Origin of the sequence: Paraflavitalea soli (assembly GCF_003555545.1) — a bacterium.
GTDB classification, from domain to species: domain Bacteria; phylum Bacteroidota; class Bacteroidia; order Chitinophagales; family Chitinophagaceae; genus Paraflavitalea; species Paraflavitalea soli.
In genome coordinates, this window is sequence record NZ_CP032157.1 from 1,978,842 (window position 1) to 1,998,702 (window position 19,861).

The following is a 19,861-nucleotide window of genomic DNA, read 5'->3' on the forward strand; positions in this document are numbered from 1 at the left end:
GCAAGATATGGGTACGTTCAATTTTTATCCTGAATTTGTAGCTGACCAGGTGTTAACAGCCGACCACCTGAATGAGCTGTTTGATTACCTCGACGAGCAGGACAGACTTACCCGGCGTTGCCTCATTGGCATCGGTATCGTCTGCGGACTGGAAGTAACCTATACCGGGGCCGATATCCGTATCAGTCGTGGCGCAGGTGTCACCTCCAAAGGATATTTCATTGAGCATGCCGCCAGCACATACACCCATTTCAGGCCCTATACCTTGCCCCTCAATCCCGAAAGTCCGCCACCGGCTGAGAGCATCATCAACCCTTTCCCGTACAACACCTTTGCGATGTATGAGCTGATCGGCGCCCCCGAAGCGGGCGATACCGCTATCAGCGCCAGTGCGGCCTTCCTGGCCAACTATGCCGTCGTATTGTTCCTCGAAATAAAAGCCACCAACTTAAAAAATTGCACCACCAATGATTGTGACGATAAAGGCCGGGAAATAACCATCACTGTAAAACCCCTGCTGATCAAAAAGACCGACCTCAGCAATCCTGCTTTTAAGTGCAATGATGAGTCTGATCCCAACCTGTCAGCAGGCATCATTGAAGCAGGTAAAGCCGCCTTACCCGAAATATTGCTGAAGCGTTACAATATCCCGTATCAGCCCCTGACCTCCTCCGACAGCGTGCTACAGGCATTTCATACACTTACCCCGGCTGCTGTGCAGGGTGATATAGCCGCCGCCTACACCAAGGTCTATGATACTTTTAAAGGACTGCTGGGCATTGGCGCCAATCCATTCCTGGCCCTTACCGCCACCCTGGCCAACCTCTTTACCCAGGTGCAGGGAGGCAGCATGATCTATTCCCAATATTTTTATGACTTCCTCGATGACCTTATAAAAGCGTATAACGAATTGCGCGGCGAAGGCAATGCCATCATTACCGCCTGCTGCCCCTGCGATAAACTATTCCCTTATCACATCGCACTCGGTGAGGCCAATAAGAACTCGAAGGATGCAGCCACCATTTACCGCAATTACTTTATCTATTCCCCTCTGTTCAATGACCAGAAGAACAGGCTGGCCGCCCTACAACTGTTGTTTGAACGCATGGTAGAACTGGCAAAGGCATTTGATCTGGCCAAAGCTACCGAGGCTTCCAAGTTCCCCATTAAGATAACACCCAGCACCTGGAGCCGGTCCGCATTATCCAAACGCGCTATTCCGTTCTATTATAAACCAGCCCCCCTGTTTGAAAAATGGAACTATGAAAAAACAAGGTATGGCAAGCAAAAAACCAACCTGTCTTATAGCTCTGATAGCTGGAATACAGCGCCCGTATTGGATTTTGTAAAGAATCCTTTGCAGTATGAGATAGAGCCCTTCACCTTCTTCCGTATCGAAGGCCATGTAGGTAAGCAGTATACCGAAGCGTTGGGAGCGATACAAAAACTCAGGAGTGAATTCAGTCTGCCCTTCGATGTGGTAGTCGTCAAAGCCGGCGTATACAATGAAACCGATATTGATCTTTCAAAATATACCTGTCAGCTCAACGACCTGGAGATAGCGTATGACATTGCCCGCCGCGAATGGGAAGCCACTATCGGACAAACCATCGAATGGCTCAATGAGAACCAGGGACAGGCGAGAAAATACATCAAGAATCCTAAGAACCAACTCGCCATTTATATAGGCAAGCTGCAGCTGGCCAAAACCTTTATGGTAGACGACCTGCCTGCCTTCATTGCCAGGTATGTCGAGTTCATGGCCTTGTATGAATGGATCGAACTGGAATCCGAAAGCATCAGGGACACCCTGAGCGACCTCATCGAAAACCCCACAGAAGGCACCAACACTGTTTTCGTGGAAGACCTGATCGACCATTTTGATGAGGTTATGATGAGCGTGAAGAAAGGACCTTTCCGGGCATTACAGCAGGAATTCAAACGCAGGCTGAAGAATATCTATGCCAATCAGTTCCTGGATTACTATGCCCAAAAACACCCGAGCCTGGACCACAAGGCCGGCGTACCCCGTGGCGGCACCTTCATCCTCGTGTACGCCCATGAGCGGATCATTAACAATTCGTTCAATTCTTTCGATGCCGTCAGTATCGTGCCGGGCACCGTCATTGCCGATTTTTACCTGCCCTACCTCTGTTGCAGCGATTGTCCGCCCATAGCCTATATTATACAGGAGCAAAAGCCCGACCCCATCAGACCCACCATCAATATTGTCCCCAAAGAATTTTGTAACAATGATGATGGTACATACGATGTAGTGGCATCACCTGCAGGTGGGGTACTGACAGGCCCCGGTGTAAAACCCGGTGAATTCAAATTCAGCCCTTATGGTCTGCCCGTAGGCGAGCACTTGCTTACCTATGCCATTGATGGACAATCCGTCTCCGTAGTCATCAAAGTATTTGCTCCGGCATCAGAACCCGATTTCAATATTGATGTGGCCGAGCAGCCCAACCATAGCTTTATTGTTAAGCTGAGTCCCAATGTCACCGATGGCACCAAATACGAATGGTTTGTGAACGGTAGTCTTACTTACCTCACCATGCTGGTGGAAGACACCTTCACATTTCCGGAAAAACAAAAGGATTTCATATTCACCCTGCGCCTGACCCATGGGCCTTGCGAACCCAGACTGGTGACCCGCGAGATCACCCTCACCAAAAAGGATGATGAACAACAATTAAAGCGTACAGTATGTTTCGATCAGAAAATAGAACTGGTCAAGGTACCGGCGGGAAGTAAGCTGGAAATAATCGATCCCGGTGGCCTCACCATCCAGGATGAATTCATCCTTTTCAAAGGAGACGAACTAAAGACCACCACTACCTTCAACATCAAATACCGCCTCATAGACAGTGGCGGCAATGTGGTCAACACCACGCTGGAGCTTACCATTGTAGTAGTGCAGCCCACTTTCAATGTCCGGTATGAAATTGTGCCGGGAGGGCCCGGCAGGTATATACTCACTGCCCTCAATCCCAACCTGAGCTTTGCCCAGTGGGAACTGGCAGTAAACGGTACCTTCCCCTTTATAGCCAATGGAAGTCCGGCCGTTTTGGACCAGAAGTTTACCGATATTCAGGGAGGTATCCTTACCCTGATCATAAAAACCAAGACCGGAGAGACCACCGAATGTTTGGGTAAAGTATCCATAGACGTAAGCCAGGACCTGTTCAAAAAAATACAGGCAGCACCCAACGGAATGAATTTCCCCCTGATTAAAATATGAGCAGAACGCCACATATAATTGAGCAACAATTCCTGGAGGTCACCTTCACCGACCGCCGGGAAGGCATGGGCCTCCAGGACCAGCTGGCTGCTATTTATAAAGAGAAAGTACTGCCCTTGCTGGAAACCGTGCTCAACGATCACGATCTGCCCAACCACACCATTCAGATCGACGAGATCACTATCGATGCGGGTATACTGTCTTCCAAAAACTGGGAGCAGGAATTGGTAGAACGGTCCGTACAGCAATTCAAAGCCATCCTGCAGAAAAAGTTGCTTTCTCCCTGGCCACGCCACAGCACGCAGCAGCAGCCACAGCTGCCGGTGGAGGAAGGTGTTCAGTGGTTGCCCGAAGCCGTCTTTCATTACAACAGGTTTATTGAGTTTGTAAGCACCGGAACTATGCCCGTCAGCGACAACCGGCATACCATACAGCAGACCATTACCGTGTTGTTGAACAATAAAGCCGACTGGCAAACAGCTGCCAACAGGGTAGTGGTGCTCAGACTCCTGTACACCAATCAACAAGCCCTGGAAAGACTCCTGCGTCAATGTGGAGACATCGTAGAAGAAATTGTCCGTTGGTTGAATGAACAGCCAATACAGGAAGCATCCATTTATACAATACTATCCGCCATACCCGACCTTTACACCAGGCGATTATGGTTAAGCAGCCTGGTACTGATCAAGAAAGCACAGCAGCAGCAATCACTCATCACAGCCTTACACAAATCAGCACCCATACTTTTGTTGCAGGCATTGATTGCCCATAACAAAGAACAGGTCAGACTACCGGATATCGTAGAAAAGCTGGATCCGCAGGTAGCCAACCTGTTGATAGATACCAATGAACCGTTCGCAATTACAATAAAAGAAGAAAACAGGCCTGCACCCCGTTCACCAAAAGAAGAGCAGGGAAATAAGATGGCAGAAGATAGGAACAAGGAAAAGGAAAGCGTGGAAGCCGGTGTAAAAAAAGAAACACAGCAGGAGGGAGCCGCCGTTCACCTGTACAATGCCGGCCTTATCATCCTGCATCCTTTTCTGTTGCCATTCTTCAGCAAGACCGGCTTAATAGATAAGAACAATCAATGGACCGATACAGCAGCCCACCAACGGGCCGTTTTATTGACCCAATACCTGGTAACAGGTGAAGAAAAGATACCCGAGTTTTACCTGCCCCTCAACAAGCTGTTGTGTGGATACCCGATGCGGGCCACCCTCGATGATCAACTCGAGTTAACAGCCCTCGAACAACAGGAAGCTACCGCCTTGCTATCGGCTGTTATTGAGCACTGGGGCGCATTAAAGAATACCGGCATTGAAGCATTGCGTATTTCTTTCTTACAGCGTGCCGGTAAACTCATGCACACTGAAAAGGGCTGGTACCTGGTAACAGAGCAAAAATCATTTGATATATTAATGCAGTCATTACCCTGGGGCATCGGTCGTATCAAAACGCCCTGGATGGAAGAATGGCTGCTCACCGATTGGACCTGAATAAACTATGTTCGCTTCCGCCGATAAAACCACCAGGCATAGCCAGGTACAGCAGAAAGCTGCTGACCCTGCTGCTTTTCTGCAAAGGAAAGCCGAACCTGCCTTCTTTGGCGGCAAACAGAACGAACCCTTCTTTTCTCCTTCCGCTCTTATCCAGACCAAACTAAGCATCAGTCAGCCCAATGATCCCCATGAGAGGGAAGCCGATGCCATAGCAGAACGTGTCATGACCATGCCCGAGCCGGCTTCCGCAGCAGTACCAGCACCTGCACCGGTAGGCGAAACCGAAAGAGAGGTACAAAAGCAGGAAGATGACCTGGCCCCCATGCCGGCCATGGAAATAGCGCCCAAACTGCAATGCAAAGAAGAAAAAGAGGAAGAGAAGAAAATACAACCCAAATTATCCGATAGCATACTCCGCAAAGACGATGAAACCGGCGTAGAGGTAAAAGAGCCGGCTATTCCTGAGCTGCCCGCGCTCATCACCATCGACCGCAAGATTCGCGGCCCATGCCTCCCCACCATTATACAACGGCAGGGCAGGGCGCCGCCAACACCCCACCACAGTTTTGAAAGCAGCCTGCAAAGCACCAAAGGAAGTGGTTCACCTTTGCCCGACTCCACCCGCAGTTTCATGGAGAACAGGTTTGGAGCCGACTTTAGTGGCGTACGCATACATACCGGTTCAACAGCCGTTCAGTTGAACAGGGAGGTGCATGCCCAGGCCTTTGCCCATGGCAATGATGTATATTTCAATTCCGGCAAATATGCGCCCCATACGCCGGATGGAGGATTTTTGCTCGCGCACGAGCTTACCCATACCATTCAGCAGGGCGCCAGTAAAACACTGTCGCCAACAGCCATTGCTGCCAAAAGGCAAACCATCTACCGCCAGGCGGCCGATGCCTCACCACCACGCATCTCCAACCTCGATGCGGCAGTTAATATTGCCAAAGGCGAGATCGGCAAAGTAGATGCCGGCACCCTCGGGCCTGATGGATTCAGGACCGGATGGGATCGCCTCGTCGACTATTTCCAAACCTCCTTTGGAAGCGAAAGAATATTGGCCGAAGGCGCCCCCTACAAACCGGGCACCGTCAATATAGCCCACATCAAAAACCGCAAGATCATTTCCGGGATGAAACCCAATCAGCCCGATCCCACCGTGCGGGAAAACAGGGATGCTATGCCAAGCTGGTGTGGCATATTCGTATTTTGGGCACTCAACAAAGCCGGACTACCCATGCCCAAGTGGGTATTGGGCAAGGCGCCGGTGAACCCTGCTGCGGCTTATCCGAAGGGTTATGCCCCCAGGCCGGGTGATATTGCCTACCGTAACAAACTTTCGCACTTTGCCATGGTCGAAAAGACCGAAGGCACCGATGTATATACCGTCAATGGCAACACTGCCGGCGAAAACAACCTGGGCGGCCAGATACAGGTAAAGAAACATGCCCTGAAAGACTGGACAGCCTTCTTCGATCCACTCTATGGCATTGATCCCAATAGCGTATCCGCGCCCGCTATGGCGGCCCGTCCCAAGACCCTGCAACAACTACAGCAGGAAATCTTCGGCACCGTACAACGTATGGAAGAAGCAGGAGAAGAAATGACCGCCGAAAGCAGTGAGCAGGCTGCTACCGTACAAACCAAACCCGAGACCGGCAGCCTGGAAGTAAATGCCGCTGGCAAACTACAGACCATTGCACCAACTGTACCCGCCGTACAAACGAAACAGAAGCCACCTGCCTCCGCCGCACCGGAAACCCAGGAAAAAGATAAGCTGTCCATCGAAGCCCCTTCGCCCGTACCAGGTCTCCAGCGTATGATGGATACAGGCCCGCCAGCTGCACCCATTACCGGCATCAGTGGAGGCCGCAGCGGCGATATCATCCAATGCTCTTTCCTCGACGATGCCATGGCCCATATTGTCGATTTCCTCAGCGATATCCCCATCACCCTCGATATCGATGTGGCCAAGGGCTGGCTGTTGGGTAAAGTACGGCAACTCTTGTCCTATATACCCGGCTACCGCGCACTGGGTGTCATATTGGGTTATGACCCCGTGACCAGCTACCGGATAGAACGCAATGGACGCAATTTCATAGAAGCCGCACTCGACATCCTGCCCGGCGGCAGTATGTTGCAACGCAAACTCGAAGAATTGGGCGCCCTCGATCGTGCCGCCGCCTGGCTCGATACCCAACTGGCCGGTATTGAAGCCATCGTTGCCAATGTACGCAATGAGTTCTTCACTGCCTGGGAAGCCCTCGGCGTTAGAAATATCCTGGATGGCCCCACCGCTATCCTGCGCAACTTCGGCAGCATCATCGAACGCGCCATCAACAACATCGTACGTTTTGCAGTAACCGCCGCAGAGCAGTTGCTGTCCATGGTCAAGGAATACCTCATCAACCAACTGGTGACCTTCATACGGGAACAGACACCCGCTTACCCATTGCTTCGCGTTGTGCTGGGCAAGGATCCCGTAACCGAAGAAGAAGTACCACGCAATGGCACCAATATCCTCAATGCCATGCTCGAACTGTCCGAAGCCGGCAGGGAACAGCGACGACAGATGCAGGATACCGGTACCTTCGAACGCGTGGCCGCCTGGATCGACACCGGCATAGGTATCTTCAGCGGGGCCTATGAACAGATCATCAATGCCTTCCACAATATCTGGAACCATGTGAGCATCGACAGTCTCATGGACCCTGTGGGCACCTTCCGCATGATCTACAATGAATTTGCAGCCCCTGTAGGCCGCGTGCTCCAATACATGGCCGATACCGCCATCATGATACTCACCTTCATCAAGGAAGTGTTAATGCGGCGCTTGTCCGTTTGGGCACGCACCGTGCGCGGTTATCCGCTGGTCACCGTACTGCTGGGCAAAGATCCCTTCACCGACGAGACCGTACCGCGCAGCATTCCGAATATCATACGTGGCTTCATGAGCCTGGTGGAAGGCGGGGAAGAACAGTTCAACCAGCTGCAGGAAAGCGGCGCCATCGGGCGAACCGTGGCGCGTATCAATGCCGCCGTGGCCCGGCTCAACATGACGCCCACCTATATTGTCAACCTCTTTATTTCCTTATGGAACTCATTTAGCATAAATGACCTGGCCAACCCCATCGCAGCCTTCCAACGCATCATCGACCGCTTTGGCGAACCCATTGCCCGCCTGATCGCCTTCGTGATCGAGATCGTGCGGATCGTAATAGAAGTCATCCTGCAGGTGATGAACTTCCCGACCGACCTCATTGCCAATATCATCAGCAAGGCCATGCAGGCCGTTGACATGATCAAGCGCAATCCGGTGGGTTTCCTGAAAAACCTGCTGCGCGCCATCAAACAGGGCTTTATACAGTTCTTCGCCAATATTGGCACCCATCTCATGACGGGACTCACCGCCTGGCTCATGGCCGAATTGAGGGATGCCAATGTGCCGGCGCCGGAAAACTTCACCCTGCAGGGTGTTATCCGGTGGATCTTACAGGTGTTGGGCATCAGCATGGAAGCCGTATGGACCAAATTAGCAGCCCATCCCCGCATTGGTCCCCAGCGCGTGGCCCGCATCCGCAGCCTCATCAATACCCTCGAAGGTATCTGGACCTTTATACGCGATGTGCAGGAAAGAGGTATCGCAGCGATCTGGGAGCGCATTCAATCCCAGCTCACCCAACTGTGGGATACCGTACTCAATGCCATCAAGACCTGGATCATGGAACGCATCATCAATGCAGTAACCACCAGGTTGCTCAGCCTGCTCGATCCCACCGGCATCATGGCCGTGATCAACAGCGCCATCGCCCTGTACCGCGCCGTACAAAGCTTTATCCGCTACCTGCGGCAAATGCTTGAGATCGTCAACTCATTCGTAGAAGGGGTTGTTGAAATAGCCAGCGGCAATATTTCCACGGCTGCCAATTTCCTGGAACGCACCATGGCCAGAGCCGTACCCATCATGATCGGCTTCCTGGCCAACCAGGTTGGCCTCAGCGGCCTGGGTCGCCGGATCGGTGAAATGGTCGTTGTGGCCCGTGGGTTGGTAGACAGGGCCCTTACCTGGCTGGTGAACCGCTGTGTGGATACTGCCTTTGCAATACTTGACCGGTTGCTGGCCATGGGCCGCGATGCCATTGGCGGTGGTGGTACCCCCGAAGAAAGAGTAGAAAATGCAGTAAGGGACGCCCAGACAGCCGTGAATGGCCTCTCCGGATCAAGAGTGGGCCGAGCTGTGTTAAGACCGATCCTTGGAGCCATCAGGCTACGGTATGGATTGACCTCTCTCGAAATGGAGCGGCAGGAAGGTGCCTGGATGGTAGTAGGCGTACTAAACCCAAGGCGTGCCCGCCCTGTAAACAAAGAAGGCGAACCAGAAGCCGCTACCGAAACAGGAGAGGGATTTCTGGCAGCTGATGGCAAACGCTATGTAATACAGAATAACGTAGGTTCTTTGACTACCTTTGAGGTGCCCGGCAGGTTTATTCAAAACTTTATTCCCCGCCCGGGCAATGATATTGCTTATGTAGCCAACGTACCCACCATCCCGCCGCGGGAAAACCCATCGCCCCTTACCCCGTCCAGCATTGCTCAACTATATCGCGAGGGCGCTTTCGACAATGCAGAAGACCTCAAGAGCCGCTTTGCACTGATCATTGGTGTAAACGCCTATCGCGATCTGAAAGGGGAAAAAGAGCCCCAGGTGAGTGCACAGGTTAGTGGTTTCAACTGGACCGCCTACTCCCTGGGATTGTTTGGTATGTCGTGGGTGCCACGCTGGTGCGAAGAAAGAAGGAACGGCGATAGCAGGTCCCTGGTAGAGGTCACAGATTTCAGCATTGTACGCAATGCATACAACACTTGTTCCGACAAAGCGGCAGCGGAAGCGTATGAACGGTCAAAGATCGTACAACGAACAATCCCTTATGGATTGATCCGTGATAAGATCAGGAGCCATCCCTTTACCAACGAGGCAGTAAGTGCATTGCAGGCCTGGAGCCGTACAGCCTATATCCATACAGGCGACCCCGATGCCGTAAACCTGCGGGCTACGCCGGGCGGTATAGACCAAAATGGACTGCGGCAAAAATCATCGGCGTTTGCCAATGGCCTCTTCGACCGCTACGATCAGATCATACGCGAATCAGAAGCCCGGTCTGCGGGCATTGCGCCGGCCATCGTATCGGGCGGCTATGAATTCAGGCTGCAGTTGGAAGGTGGTGATGTAGCGATCAGCCAGCAGCTGACCTACCTGGCGAGCCAGTTGGATATCGCTATCCGTGAGCGTATCGCCCGTATCAATACTACCGTGGTATATTTCCCCGAACCCAATACCGCTTTTAGAGTTGATGCAGTGGTATCCGCTACACGAAAGAGTGCTACACTCTTTGGCACCCGCGCACAAGAGGGCGCAACTGCAGTACGGCGCATATTGCGTACCCGGCCAACCGGCGAGGTCTTGTTCGATTCAAGGGCCCGGCTGGCCACCCGGAGCGACCGGTTCGCCGTTGGTTCAGAAGGCGCAGGTTCATTCAGCCTGGAAGACGGTATCCTTGACCGGCTGACAGTGCAAGGTATCAAAACCATCGTGGCACAGGAACAATCCCATGCCGACGTAACCGACTTTATAAGGAGGATCAAGGAAGCTTATCCTGGCAGCCGCGATATGTCTGCCGAATATACCCGGCAACTGAACCTGCTTTATGCAAACTATGTAGCCATAGAAAGGCTGGCAAACGATGCTACCCTGGATGCACTAAGAGCCGAATTGGCAAGGGCCGCCCCCGATTTCGATATGTCTGGCATCAGCGCCTGCCTGGTTACCAGCACCCCTCAAAGTCTCACTCAGATCAAGCAGATCGCGATAGAGATAAGCCGTACCATCGCTCAATTCATCAGGCGATATATTTAGATTGACCAATAGTAAAATTGATCTATGCACCAACAAGCGAACCAACTTTTACGCAACGATGTGGAGACCTTCAATGCCTGGCGGATAGAACATCCCGACGAAGAGATCGATTTGTCCGGGCAAGTGTATGATGGATGCGAACTTTTTGAAGCGTATCTCTTTCATATCAATTTTACCGGTTGCAGCTTCAGGGGCGCCAACTTGCAGGAATGCCTGTTCTCCGGTGCAATACTGGACAAAGTCGATTGCACAGGCGCCAATTGCTCCTTTGTACAATTTGGTCCGGCAGAACTGATCAACGTAGCGTTACAAAACAAATTGGGAGGCTATCTCTTGCAGGGAGCCAGCCTGCGGGAAGCCATATTCACCAATGCCGATCTCTCCAGGTCATCATTCCGCGAAACAGATGTTGAAGGGGCTGATTTTAGGGGTGCGATCCTTAGAGGCACCAAATTCTTCCACACCAATTATGAAGCTGCCCGCTTTGATGACAACGCGGGCGACCAGGCATTGTTCTTACCCATCAATCAGTAAAGATCAAAATCAATCAGTATGAGACCTACCTATATCCGCCGCATTCGCCGCAAACCAACCGCTTCCAAAGACAATCCTGTCTTTCGCAAAGAAGGACAAAAGGAAAACACCTTCTTTGGAGAAGCTGCTGCCGGGCCTTTCTTTGCACCCAGCCCTGTACTGCAACGGAAATGTGCCAGCTGCGCCAATGAAGAAAATGAAATAAACCGGCTGCCGGAGAAAAAGGAAGAAGATGAAAAGAAAGTACAACGCAAGGAAGAAAAAAAAGAGGAAGACCTGAAGGTGCAGCGTATGACAGGCAAAGAAGAGGAAGAGAAAAAACTGAACCGTAAAGAGCATAACGACACTGCCACTACCGAAACCACGGCCAACTATATAAGCGGTATAGACGGAAAGGGAGAAGCCCTTTCTTCCCAATCGCAGGATTTCTTTGGCAGCCGCATGGGCTACGACTTTGGTCATGTACGCATACATACCGGTGCCGCCGCCGCCCAAAGCGCCAGGGACATCAATGCACAAGCCTATACCTACCAAAACCATATTGTGTTTGATGAAGGGAAATACAATGATCAATCAGCAGCCGGTAAAGAACTGCTGGCCCATGAATTAACCCATGTAGTACAACAAGGAACTGCCGGCGAGAGCAATGAAGACGCTGTATCCAGACGGATCAATATCACCACACCCTATCCGACCATAGAAGATTTTGAGCCTGCCGCGCAGTTCCGCGCACAAAGCAGGGCCCTCGGACGCTGCGATAGCGTGTTGAATGGTACCACACAGTTGCCCTCCCTGGGCGCCCGCAACTTTGAGCAGGCATTGGTAAAACCCGACCTGGACGAAAGGAACCTGGACAGTATTCCACGGCCCAACCTGGGCGACCCCGCCCTGGATGGCGTACGCGCCAACAAACTAGAGTTGTCGTATGGATCCTATGGTAAAAGCGTAAAGCTGGTCCAGGAAGCATTGATAGCCTGGGGACAGGGACTGGATGAACCAGTACCCTTATTGCCCAAATACGGCGCTGATAAGGACTATCGTGGTGAAACAAAAGGCGCGGTGATCTTCTTCCAGGAAAAACATCCGGGGCTTGCTGTTGACGGCATTGTAGGTGATCTTACGTTGGCGGAACTACAAAAGGAAATGAAGCAACTCACCGGGTCGATCTTCTCCATTAAAACAATAGGCGTGAATAATTTTACAGGGCTTATTCATATCCCGCCGCCATCAGCCAAATGGACACCCATCGTCACCAATACCAACTCCTTTTTTAACAACTCTATCGATACCTTCGACCAGGCGCGGCTGGCAGGTCAGTTTGCGAAATGTAATGTGAAGTTTGTAACACTTACCTACCTGGATGCGGGCGGCGTAGTACCCTCCATCCTCCAACATGAAAGGGTACATGAAAAAGATCAATTGAAGACCATCAACAATCACCTGGTGAATTGGGATGTGTCCCTTGGCATTGCACAGGCCGTCAACTTCAAATTCAAAGCGGCCAACAGGGCCGACGCGGATAAAAAGCTATATATATTGTTGGGTATTTCCGATCCGCTGCAGTTATCACAAAGTATTATGCAGGAGCTCTCACGGGATAACCTGAAGTTTCACCAATCGGCGGCGGGACAAGGTGTATCTACCAGTTTGGGATTACCTTCCTGTACGCGGGTAGAATTCACGTTGTCGAAGTAAAATATACAGGCCTTGTATCCAATAAATCATACAATATGAAACCAGCTTACCTCCGCCGCATTCGCCGCAAGCCGGCAGCCTCCAATGACAATCCCGTCTTCCGGAAAGAAGGACAAACGGAGAACACCTTTTTTGGAGAAACAGCCCCGGGTGCTTTTTTTCAACCAACTGCTACCATACAACGTAAGTGCGCAAAATGCGAGGACGAGGACAAGCAGGCCCATGAACTTACCCATGTGGTGCAGCAAAGCAAGGGGGCACAGGGCAGTAAAAGCGTGCAGCGCAAAGATGCAAAGCCGGCCAAACCCAAACAACCCGTAGTAGTCTGCGACCGGTCTGTTGTTGCAGCAGTAAGGCAGGAAGCGTTTTTAAAAGCACAGGTAACCATGTTCCGGCTCAGAGGCGTGCATCCCAACCTGGGCGCTTACCAGCAAAGGGAGGCTTACAACCTCGCCAGGCGTACCATTTCACGTAGCCTCTCTCTCGATCAGACCATTGACATCATTGAAAAAATGGTGACCGTATTGTCATCCAACGAACGGGTGGAATGCGGGCCCGAGATCGATGCCTGTTCCGATTGGAATGCTTACGTGGTAGGCAACCGGCCACCCATGCACACCTGCAATAAGTTCTTCGACTTGTCCCATGATGAACAGGTAAAGACCATTCTCCACGAAGCTGCCCATGCCGTGGGCATCGGTGAGCCCGGAAAAGAAGCTTATATCTTCGGCTTCGACTGCAGCAATCCTACCCTGGGATCCTTTGACACAGCCGACTCCTGGGCCTATTTTGTATTATGTGCTTCCCATACCACGTAAAGGGCATAGGCCATAACTTTTATTATCCTTAAATTACACCAATTCAATGGCTGTGTTGCATACCATACCGAAACATACAGAACCATCCAGCGCTATTGGATCGGCGATTGCCGGCCTGCGCACCATCATTGCCCAAAGACTGCAAACTCATTATGATGGTACCGCCTTCAACCTCCATAGCTGGCTGCAGCAGGCCTTTGGCGATAACCTCGTACAGCCCGATATTGCCCGGCACCTGCCCCAGCCACCTACACCTGAAGAGTGGATCATTCTTATTCTCGCTTTAACCCCTCATATACGCACCGACTTCTTTGAATCCCTTATAGCCGAACACCTGCCCAATGGCGGCGACTTTGCAGAGTTTGGCGGTATCAAAGGCCAACACCACCGCGGTGTTTTACCTACCGGCGAAACCGCCCAGTTTATCATTGCCGGTACCGACCTCGAAAAAAGGGTAGGGGTGCAGCACCTCTTTGATAATACCCATTACTTTTATCAGCAGGATATTCTCTGGTTGGAAACCGTGCGCGAAGGAGAGCCCCTCATGAGTGGCCGTATCATCCTCTCGCCCGAATGGGTCCATTTCCTGTTGACCGGTCAGGCTGCCAGGCCAAAGTTCAGCGCCGATTTCCCGGCCCGCCTTACTACCACCAAAATGGAAAAGGACGACCTGGTATTACACCCCTTTACAGAAGAGCAGATCGAAGATATCCGGCGTTGGCTCACTTATCACCCTGAGCTGGAATCTGATGCCAACCTTTCCCGCAAGATCAATGCCGGCTACCGCGTATTGTTCTATGGTCCTTCCGGTACCGGTAAAACCCTTACCGCTACTTTACTGGGGAAGGAGTTTGGGAAGGATGTATACCGCATCGATCTGTCACAGATCGTGTCCAAGTACATTGGTGAAACAGAAAAGAACCTGGGTAAAATATTCGACCGCGCCGAGCACAAAGACTGGATATTGTTCTTTGATGAGGCCGATGCCTTATTTGGTAAGCGGACCAATGTACAAAGCTCCCACGATAAATTTGCCAACCAGGAAGTCTCCTTCCTCTTGCAACGCATAGAAGATTTCTCCGGCCTCATGATCCTCGCTTCCAATCTCAAAAGCAATATTGATGACGCTTTCCTGCGCCGCTTTCATTCCATTGTTTATTTCCCCATGCCCAATGCCCAGGAGCGCTTAAAGTTGTGGAAACATTCCATGCCTGCTTCCATCAGGTCAGGCCCCAATGTATCACTGCCCGCCATTGCAGAGACCTATGAGATCAGCGGTGCTTCCATCATCAATGTGATCCAATACGCTTCCCTCAAAGCCCTCAGCAGGGAAAATAAACTGCTCATGCAGGAAGACCTGGTGGATGGGATCACGAGGGAGTTAAGAAAAGAAGAAAGGGGGATTTGAGGCTGATTAAGTAAACAGATTTAATATTGGAATTTTGCAGGATCCTGCTTAAAATTCCAGAACAGCAAAATAACAATTCGTTTAGCCCCTGGCTTGTAGTAATATACAATTTGTATGTACTTATTAACGATGCCTATCCGGGTGTATTTTCTTTTTATAGAGGTTTTCCTTTTACGATAATAGAAACAAAAGGAATCGGAACTCCTTTTTCATCCGTGACCCTGCCGGTGATCGACAGGACCTGTGCCAACAGCGGGCCTGTCAGCAGCAGCATGCTCATTGCAAGCATCAACGTTTTTCTCATGTGCGTTTTGTATTTGGTTTATAGTTGAAAAAACAACGTCTTGGAAACAGCCAGGTACCGGCAGGGTAGGGCATAGCACTTCCATGCCGGCTTACGCCAGCAGCGGTCAGTAGCTGAAACAGGTACGGTCGGGGCATACCCGGTCCCTGCCGGTTTTGCACCAGCAATCGTAAGAAGCTTACCTGGAATGGCTATACCAGTAGCTGTAAAAAAATGGTCTTAAAACTGTTTTGGCAGGTACGGTCAGGACATGCCTGATCCGTGCCGGTTTACACCAGCAATCGTCGGAGTTAATTTGAATGGCTATACTAAAGAGTGGGTATGAATGGCTTCACGGGTAATAGCGCGTACGCTTAAAACTTGGGTGAGGACCTGTATCTGGTGCGAAGAAGAAATGGTAGTGGATACCATAGCAATACAGTGCAGTCTGGCTGCGGGTGAATTTTTCTCATGTGTCCTGGTTTTGTTTTTAAAATGGTGCTCGATCCTAAAAGTACGTTAAATAACATAAAACACGTTGCTCCTAATCCATAAATTCTACTTTTTTATCCGTGTTTCCACTTATATGATTATATCCGATACCATAACGTAGTCCCTACTTCAATACCAGCCTGATCTCGTTATTCTTCTTCATATCCGTATTCAGTCCCAGCGCCTGCACCTGTTGCCCATACCTTATGCGCAGTTCCGCCGTATTGGGCGGTATCGAACCAAGGTTATCCGCCATAAACAGCAGCGAGTTTTCACCTCTTTCCAATCGGATCGGAATCTTCTGCACTGCATTCTTCACCGGAAATCCTGTAACGATCCATTTACCATTCAGCCGCAAAGAAATACTGTCCCCATCCTGTACCGCACCATCCCACAACTCCAGCATCACATCAGCCGTATCTACCGCAATAGTAGCCACCGGCTCCGTGGTCCTGGCCGCCACCTGGTCATTGAGTTTTTGCTGCACTATAGCCTTGTGGTAAACATCCGCCACCAGGAACGTAGCATAAGCATTCGAGCGGTTACTGAAAGTAAATCCATATTCCCGGCCATCCGTTTTCATATACAGGGACCCGGTATTGGGTTGGATGCCTCCGTAATTGTCAGCGAAAAAAACAAACAGGTTCCGCCCCGTATCCAGCCGCACCGAAAACTCCCTGTTGCGGTCATTGACTTCCTGCCGGTAAAACAAAGGCTTCCCATTGTGCAGCAGCGTCACCGTATCCTTATCATACTTTTCCTGGTCCTCCACCTTCAGCAAGGCAAGACTGTCGCCCGATACAATACGATCATATATACCCAGGTAAATGCCGCTCGTCTCCGGCTGCAGAATACGCCGTACACTCGAATCTGCCAGCGGGTTATTATTGATCTTTTTGAGCCTGATGCTGTCCCGGTACAAAAAATCCCGGATCGTCACTTTACTGCTTTCCCAGATCTCGTCCCCTTCATAGAGCCCCCGCATCCAGAAGTCAGCCTTATCTATCCACTTGCGGTTTACCAACAATTGATTGTTCCGGAAGTCAAACGTGCCGTTGAGATACCACAGCCAGGTGCCCAGTTTGAAAGGCGTTTCCTGTAATGGATACTTGCCACGACTGATCCCCAGTTGCCCGTCATTCTTGCGCACCAGCAACAACTCATAGATGCCTTTAAAGCTGCCGTATTGTAGTTTTATTTTGGCAGGATACAATTGCCCCTGATCGGGCATGCCTATCTGAAGATCCAGGATAATAGCCGAAGAGGAACCTGCATACGGCTTACGCGTCATTTGCCAGCTGCCGGTCCACTTGTCCGTTTGGGCCATGGCCCATGTTGCCGTACAAACAAATAAGAAAAGAAGGGCGGATACTTTATGTTGCATAGGATAAACTATTGAATAAAATTAGCGACTTTTATTAAACTAAACAGGCCAGCCTATGCTACCACTCGACAGGGAAGACATCCACATCATCAGCCGGAACAGCACCTGGCAGCCCCCCGGCGTTGAACAGGCCCTGAAGGACAACGTCTACAATGACAAAAGCAACTGGCAAAAATTCCTCCACTGGCTGTTCATAAGCCTCGGCATCGGCTTCACCACCGCCGGCATCCTTTTCTTTTTTGCCTACAACTGGGCCTCCCTCCACAAGTTTGTAAAAATAGGATTGATAGAGGGCCTCCTTGTGATCATGGCCACCCTCATCGTTTTTACCAGGCTGCACCTCACCGTCAAAAACATATTGCTCACCGGTATAGCCGTACTGATCGGCGTATTGTTCGCCGTCTTTGGACAGGTATACCAAACCGGCGCCAACGCATATGACCTCTTCCTCACCTGGACCCTCGCCATTACCTTATTCGTGCTCATCGCCAATTTTGCCCCCTTATGGGTACTGTACATCCTGCTGATCAATACCACCCTCATATTATACGAACAGCAGGTGGCCAAAGACTGGCCCGAAATATTGATATTCATGATACTGTTTCTCCTGGATAGCCTGTGCTTATTGGTTGCCCTGGTACTGGCCAGATACAAGCCATCCCTGCAGTCCCCTGCCTGGTTCAATATCTTATTGGCCCTCGCCGCCGTTACCATGGCGACCATGGGCATGATCGCCGGCATTTTTGGCCACCGCCAACCTGCCTTTATTGTCCTTATCCTGGCAGTGGGCGGACTCTATACAGCCGGTTTCTTATACGGATTACAGCGGAAAAGCCTGTTTTACCTGGCCCTCACAACCTTCAGCGTCATCATCATCCTGTCAGCCTTTTTCATTAAGCTCTCCGACGGTGCAGGTATGTTCTTATTCACCTCCCTGTTTGTAATAGCCAGCGTTACCATCCTGATAAAAAAACTGATCGACACCCAACGCAAATGGTCACAGGAAATACCTGTTTAAAAGCAAACCCATGAAACAAGCACAAAACATACAGAAAATACTGGCACAGTTGCAGACCCGGGAAGGAGCCGCATTCCAGGCCGATGAAGAAGCCATCGCCCTGGAATACCAGAAGATCAATGCCAACAGGTCCGGTATAGCCATTAAGGTACTCACCGTTTTTGGCGGTATCCTGGCATCCCTCACTTTTATTGCGTTTCTTGTTATTGCCGGCCTGATGGATTCAGATGCGGGTATGCTTACCCTGGGCCTGGCTTTCATCATCGCATCTGTCTGGCTGGGTAAAGCCTATGATAAGCTCATCATCGACACCACCGCAGTTTCCTTATTCGTGATTGGCCTTGTTGTATTGACCTTTGGCCTGGAAGAGTTGAAAGTGCACGACAGCATCGTATGCATCATCCTGCTGCTGATAGCCATGATCACCCTCGCCATCATTCAAAATTACATGCCGGCATTCATCGCAGTACTCGTAGTGAATGGTTCCATCATTGCCCTCGTACTGGACAACAACGCCAACCTGATCCATATTTACCTCGCCATAGCCGTCATCATCCTTACACTGCTCATGCTCGATGAAGCTGGTCTGATCACCTCCGGGAAAAAGGTGTCCCTATTGTACAATCCCGTTCGCCTGGGATTGATAGTGTCTATCCTGGCCACCTATATAATGATCGCCTGGAAGGGCTGGTTTCCCCATTCCATTCATTTCAACCTGGTATCAGCTGTCGCCGCCATAGCAGCCATCTTGTATACACTCCCACGCATCATGGTTCGGCTCGACGTTCAGTCGGCAACCGCCAGGGCAGGGGTGTACCTGATCACTGCATTACTGCTGGTCCCCACCGTATACGCTCCGGCCATACCCGGCGCCTTATTGCTCACCCTGCTATCCTTTTGGGTCAATTACAAAACAGGTTACGCCCTCAGCATCATAGCCCTCGTATATTTTATAGGCCAATATTATTACGACCTGCAGTTTACCCTGCTCACCAAATCACTCCTGATGATGGCATCCGGTATACTGTTTCTCCTGCTCTGTTTGCTCACCCATAAAAAGCTCAATCCCCATGAAAAAATATAAGATCATTATCCTCGTACTCAACCTCCTGCTGGTATTGGTATTTTTCCATTACTCCATCAGTAAGAAAGAGACCATCCTCCATAAAGGCACCTTGGTGTTATTGGAACTGGCCCCCGTAGATCCCCGTTCCCTGATCCAGGGCGATTACATGGACTTGCGGTACGCCATAGCACGCGAGACCAATGCCGATTCAATTCCCAAACGAGGTTATTGCGTGGTAAGCCTCGACTCCGGCCTCATTGCCCGGAAGATCAGGTTACAACAGCACAGAACACCCCGTGCACCCAATGAATACCTCATCGGATACACAGCCGACAGGTGGAATATCAATATAGGCGCTGAATCTTTTTTCTTTCAGGAAGGGCAGGCCGAAAAATTCGGCAAAGCTAAATATGGTGCGATTAAGATCGACGGTCAGGGCAACAGCCTCCTCGTCGGCCTCTACGACGCACACCGCCAATTGATAAAATAGCCCACTT

Annotated in this window: 12 protein-coding genes; 10 read left to right on the forward strand and 2 right to left on the reverse strand. The window is 50.8% G+C overall.

Annotation, left to right across the window (positions count from 1 at the left end):
• Nucleotides 1-7 precede the first annotated feature (7 nt).
• The 7 genes from D3H65_RS07285 to D3H65_RS07315 are packed head-to-tail and all read left to right on the forward strand — an operon-like array spanning nt 8 to nt 15,121.
• The gene (locus tag D3H65_RS07285; protein WP_119049626.1) at nt 8-3,247 is read left to right on the forward strand and encodes a hypothetical protein; all 3,240 of its coding nucleotides are present in this window, start codon (nt 8-10) and stop codon (nt 3,245-3,247) included.
• The gene (locus D3H65_RS07290; RefSeq protein ID WP_119049627.1) at nt 3,244-4,746 is read left to right on the forward strand and encodes a contractile injection system tape measure protein; all 1,503 of its coding nucleotides are present in this window, start codon (nt 3,244-3,246) and stop codon (nt 4,744-4,746) included. Before D3H65_RS07285 ends, D3H65_RS07290 begins: the two co-directional genes overlap by 4 nt.
• Nucleotides 4,747-4,753: 7 nt before the next feature.
• On the forward strand, nt 4,754-10,666 hold the full coding sequence (locus tag D3H65_RS07295) for an eCIS core domain-containing protein (RefSeq protein WP_119049628.1): 5,913 nt from the start codon (nt 4,754-4,756) through the stop codon (nt 10,664-10,666).
• A gap of 24 nt (nt 10,667-10,690) precedes the next feature.
• Entirely contained in the window at nt 10,691-11,200 is a 510-nt protein-coding gene (locus D3H65_RS07300; protein WP_119049629.1) for a pentapeptide repeat-containing protein, read from the forward strand.
• Between the two features lie 18 nt (nt 11,201-11,218).
• A complete protein-coding gene (locus D3H65_RS07305) occupies nt 11,219-12,895 on the forward strand; it encodes an eCIS core domain-containing protein (RefSeq protein WP_119049630.1) in 1,677 nt (558 codons plus the stop codon).
• A gap of 35 nt (nt 12,896-12,930) precedes the next feature.
• Nucleotides 12,931-13,713: a M35 family metallo-endopeptidase gene (locus D3H65_RS07310; RefSeq protein ID WP_119049631.1), complete on the forward strand. Its 783-nt coding sequence runs from the start codon at nt 12,931-12,933 to the stop codon at nt 13,711-13,713.
• 46 nt (nt 13,714-13,759) lie between these two features.
• Nucleotides 13,760-15,121, forward strand: a complete 1,362-nt coding sequence (locus D3H65_RS07315) for an ATP-binding protein (protein WP_245999695.1) — start codon at nt 13,760-13,762, stop codon at nt 15,119-15,121.
• A gap of 154 nt (nt 15,122-15,275) precedes the next feature.
• On the opposite strand, the gene D3H65_RS32830 is transcribed toward D3H65_RS07315, so the two are convergent.
• Nucleotides 15,276-15,425, reverse strand: a complete 150-nt coding sequence (locus D3H65_RS32830) for a hypothetical protein (protein ID WP_162915468.1) — start codon at nt 15,423-15,425, stop codon at nt 15,276-15,278.
• Between the two features lie 595 nt (nt 15,426-16,020).
• Nucleotides 16,021-17,280, reverse strand: coding sequence for a hypothetical protein (locus D3H65_RS07325; RefSeq protein ID WP_162915469.1), 1,260 nt, complete (start codon nt 17,278-17,280; stop codon nt 16,021-16,023).
• 55 nt (nt 17,281-17,335) lie between these two features.
• On the opposite strand from D3H65_RS07325, the gene D3H65_RS07330 reads away from it, so the two are divergent.
• From D3H65_RS07330 to D3H65_RS07340, 3 genes are read left to right on the forward strand one after another with little or no spacing between them, the layout of a single operon-like run.
• Nucleotides 17,336-18,298: a DUF2157 domain-containing protein gene (locus D3H65_RS07330; protein ID WP_119049634.1), complete on the forward strand. Its 963-nt coding sequence runs from the start codon at nt 17,336-17,338 to the stop codon at nt 18,296-18,298.
• 10 nt (nt 18,299-18,308) lie between these two features.
• Nucleotides 18,309-19,382, forward strand: a complete 1,074-nt coding sequence (locus D3H65_RS07335) for a DUF4401 domain-containing protein (protein WP_119049635.1) — start codon at nt 18,309-18,311, stop codon at nt 19,380-19,382.
• Entirely contained in the window at nt 19,369-19,854 is a 486-nt protein-coding gene (locus tag D3H65_RS07340) for a GDYXXLXY domain-containing protein (RefSeq protein ID WP_119049636.1), read from the forward strand. The genes D3H65_RS07335 and D3H65_RS07340 overlap by 14 nt, the downstream gene beginning before the upstream one ends.
• The last annotated feature ends 7 nt before the right edge of the window (nt 19,855-19,861 follow it).

Excerpts from the sequence above, each read along its gene's own strand:
- D3H65_RS07300 (WP_119049629.1), top strand. The coding sequence starts at position 10,691 with ATGCACCAACAAGCGAACCAACTTTTACGCAACGATGTGGAGACCTTC.
- D3H65_RS07330 (WP_119049634.1), top strand. The coding sequence starts at position 17,336 with ATGCTACCACTCGACAGGGAAGACATCCACATCATCAGCCGGAACAGC.
- D3H65_RS07315 (WP_245999695.1), top strand. The coding sequence starts at position 13,760 with ATGGCTGTGTTGCATACCATACCGAAACATACAGAACCATCCAGCGCT.
- D3H65_RS07335 (WP_119049635.1), top strand. The coding sequence starts at position 18,309 with ATGAAACAAGCACAAAACATACAGAAAATACTGGCACAGTTGCAGACC.
- D3H65_RS07325 (WP_162915469.1), bottom strand. The coding sequence starts at position 17,280 with ATGCAACATAAAGTATCCGCCCTTCTTTTCTTATTTGTTTGTACGGCA.
- D3H65_RS07305 (WP_119049630.1), top strand. The coding sequence starts at position 11,219 with ATGAGACCTACCTATATCCGCCGCATTCGCCGCAAACCAACCGCTTCC.
- D3H65_RS07285 (WP_119049626.1), top strand. The coding sequence starts at position 8 with ATGGGTACGTTCAATTTTTATCCTGAATTTGTAGCTGACCAGGTGTTA.
- D3H65_RS32830 (WP_162915468.1), bottom strand. The coding sequence starts at position 15,425 with ATGAGAAAAACGTTGATGCTTGCAATGAGCATGCTGCTGCTGACAGGC.
- D3H65_RS07310 (WP_119049631.1), top strand. The coding sequence starts at position 12,931 with ATGAAACCAGCTTACCTCCGCCGCATTCGCCGCAAGCCGGCAGCCTCC.
- D3H65_RS07290 (WP_119049627.1), top strand. The coding sequence starts at position 3,244 with ATGAGCAGAACGCCACATATAATTGAGCAACAATTCCTGGAGGTCACC.
- D3H65_RS07340 (WP_119049636.1), top strand. The coding sequence starts at position 19,369 with ATGAAAAAATATAAGATCATTATCCTCGTACTCAACCTCCTGCTGGTA.
- D3H65_RS07295 (WP_119049628.1), top strand. The coding sequence starts at position 4,754 with ATGTTCGCTTCCGCCGATAAAACCACCAGGCATAGCCAGGTACAGCAG.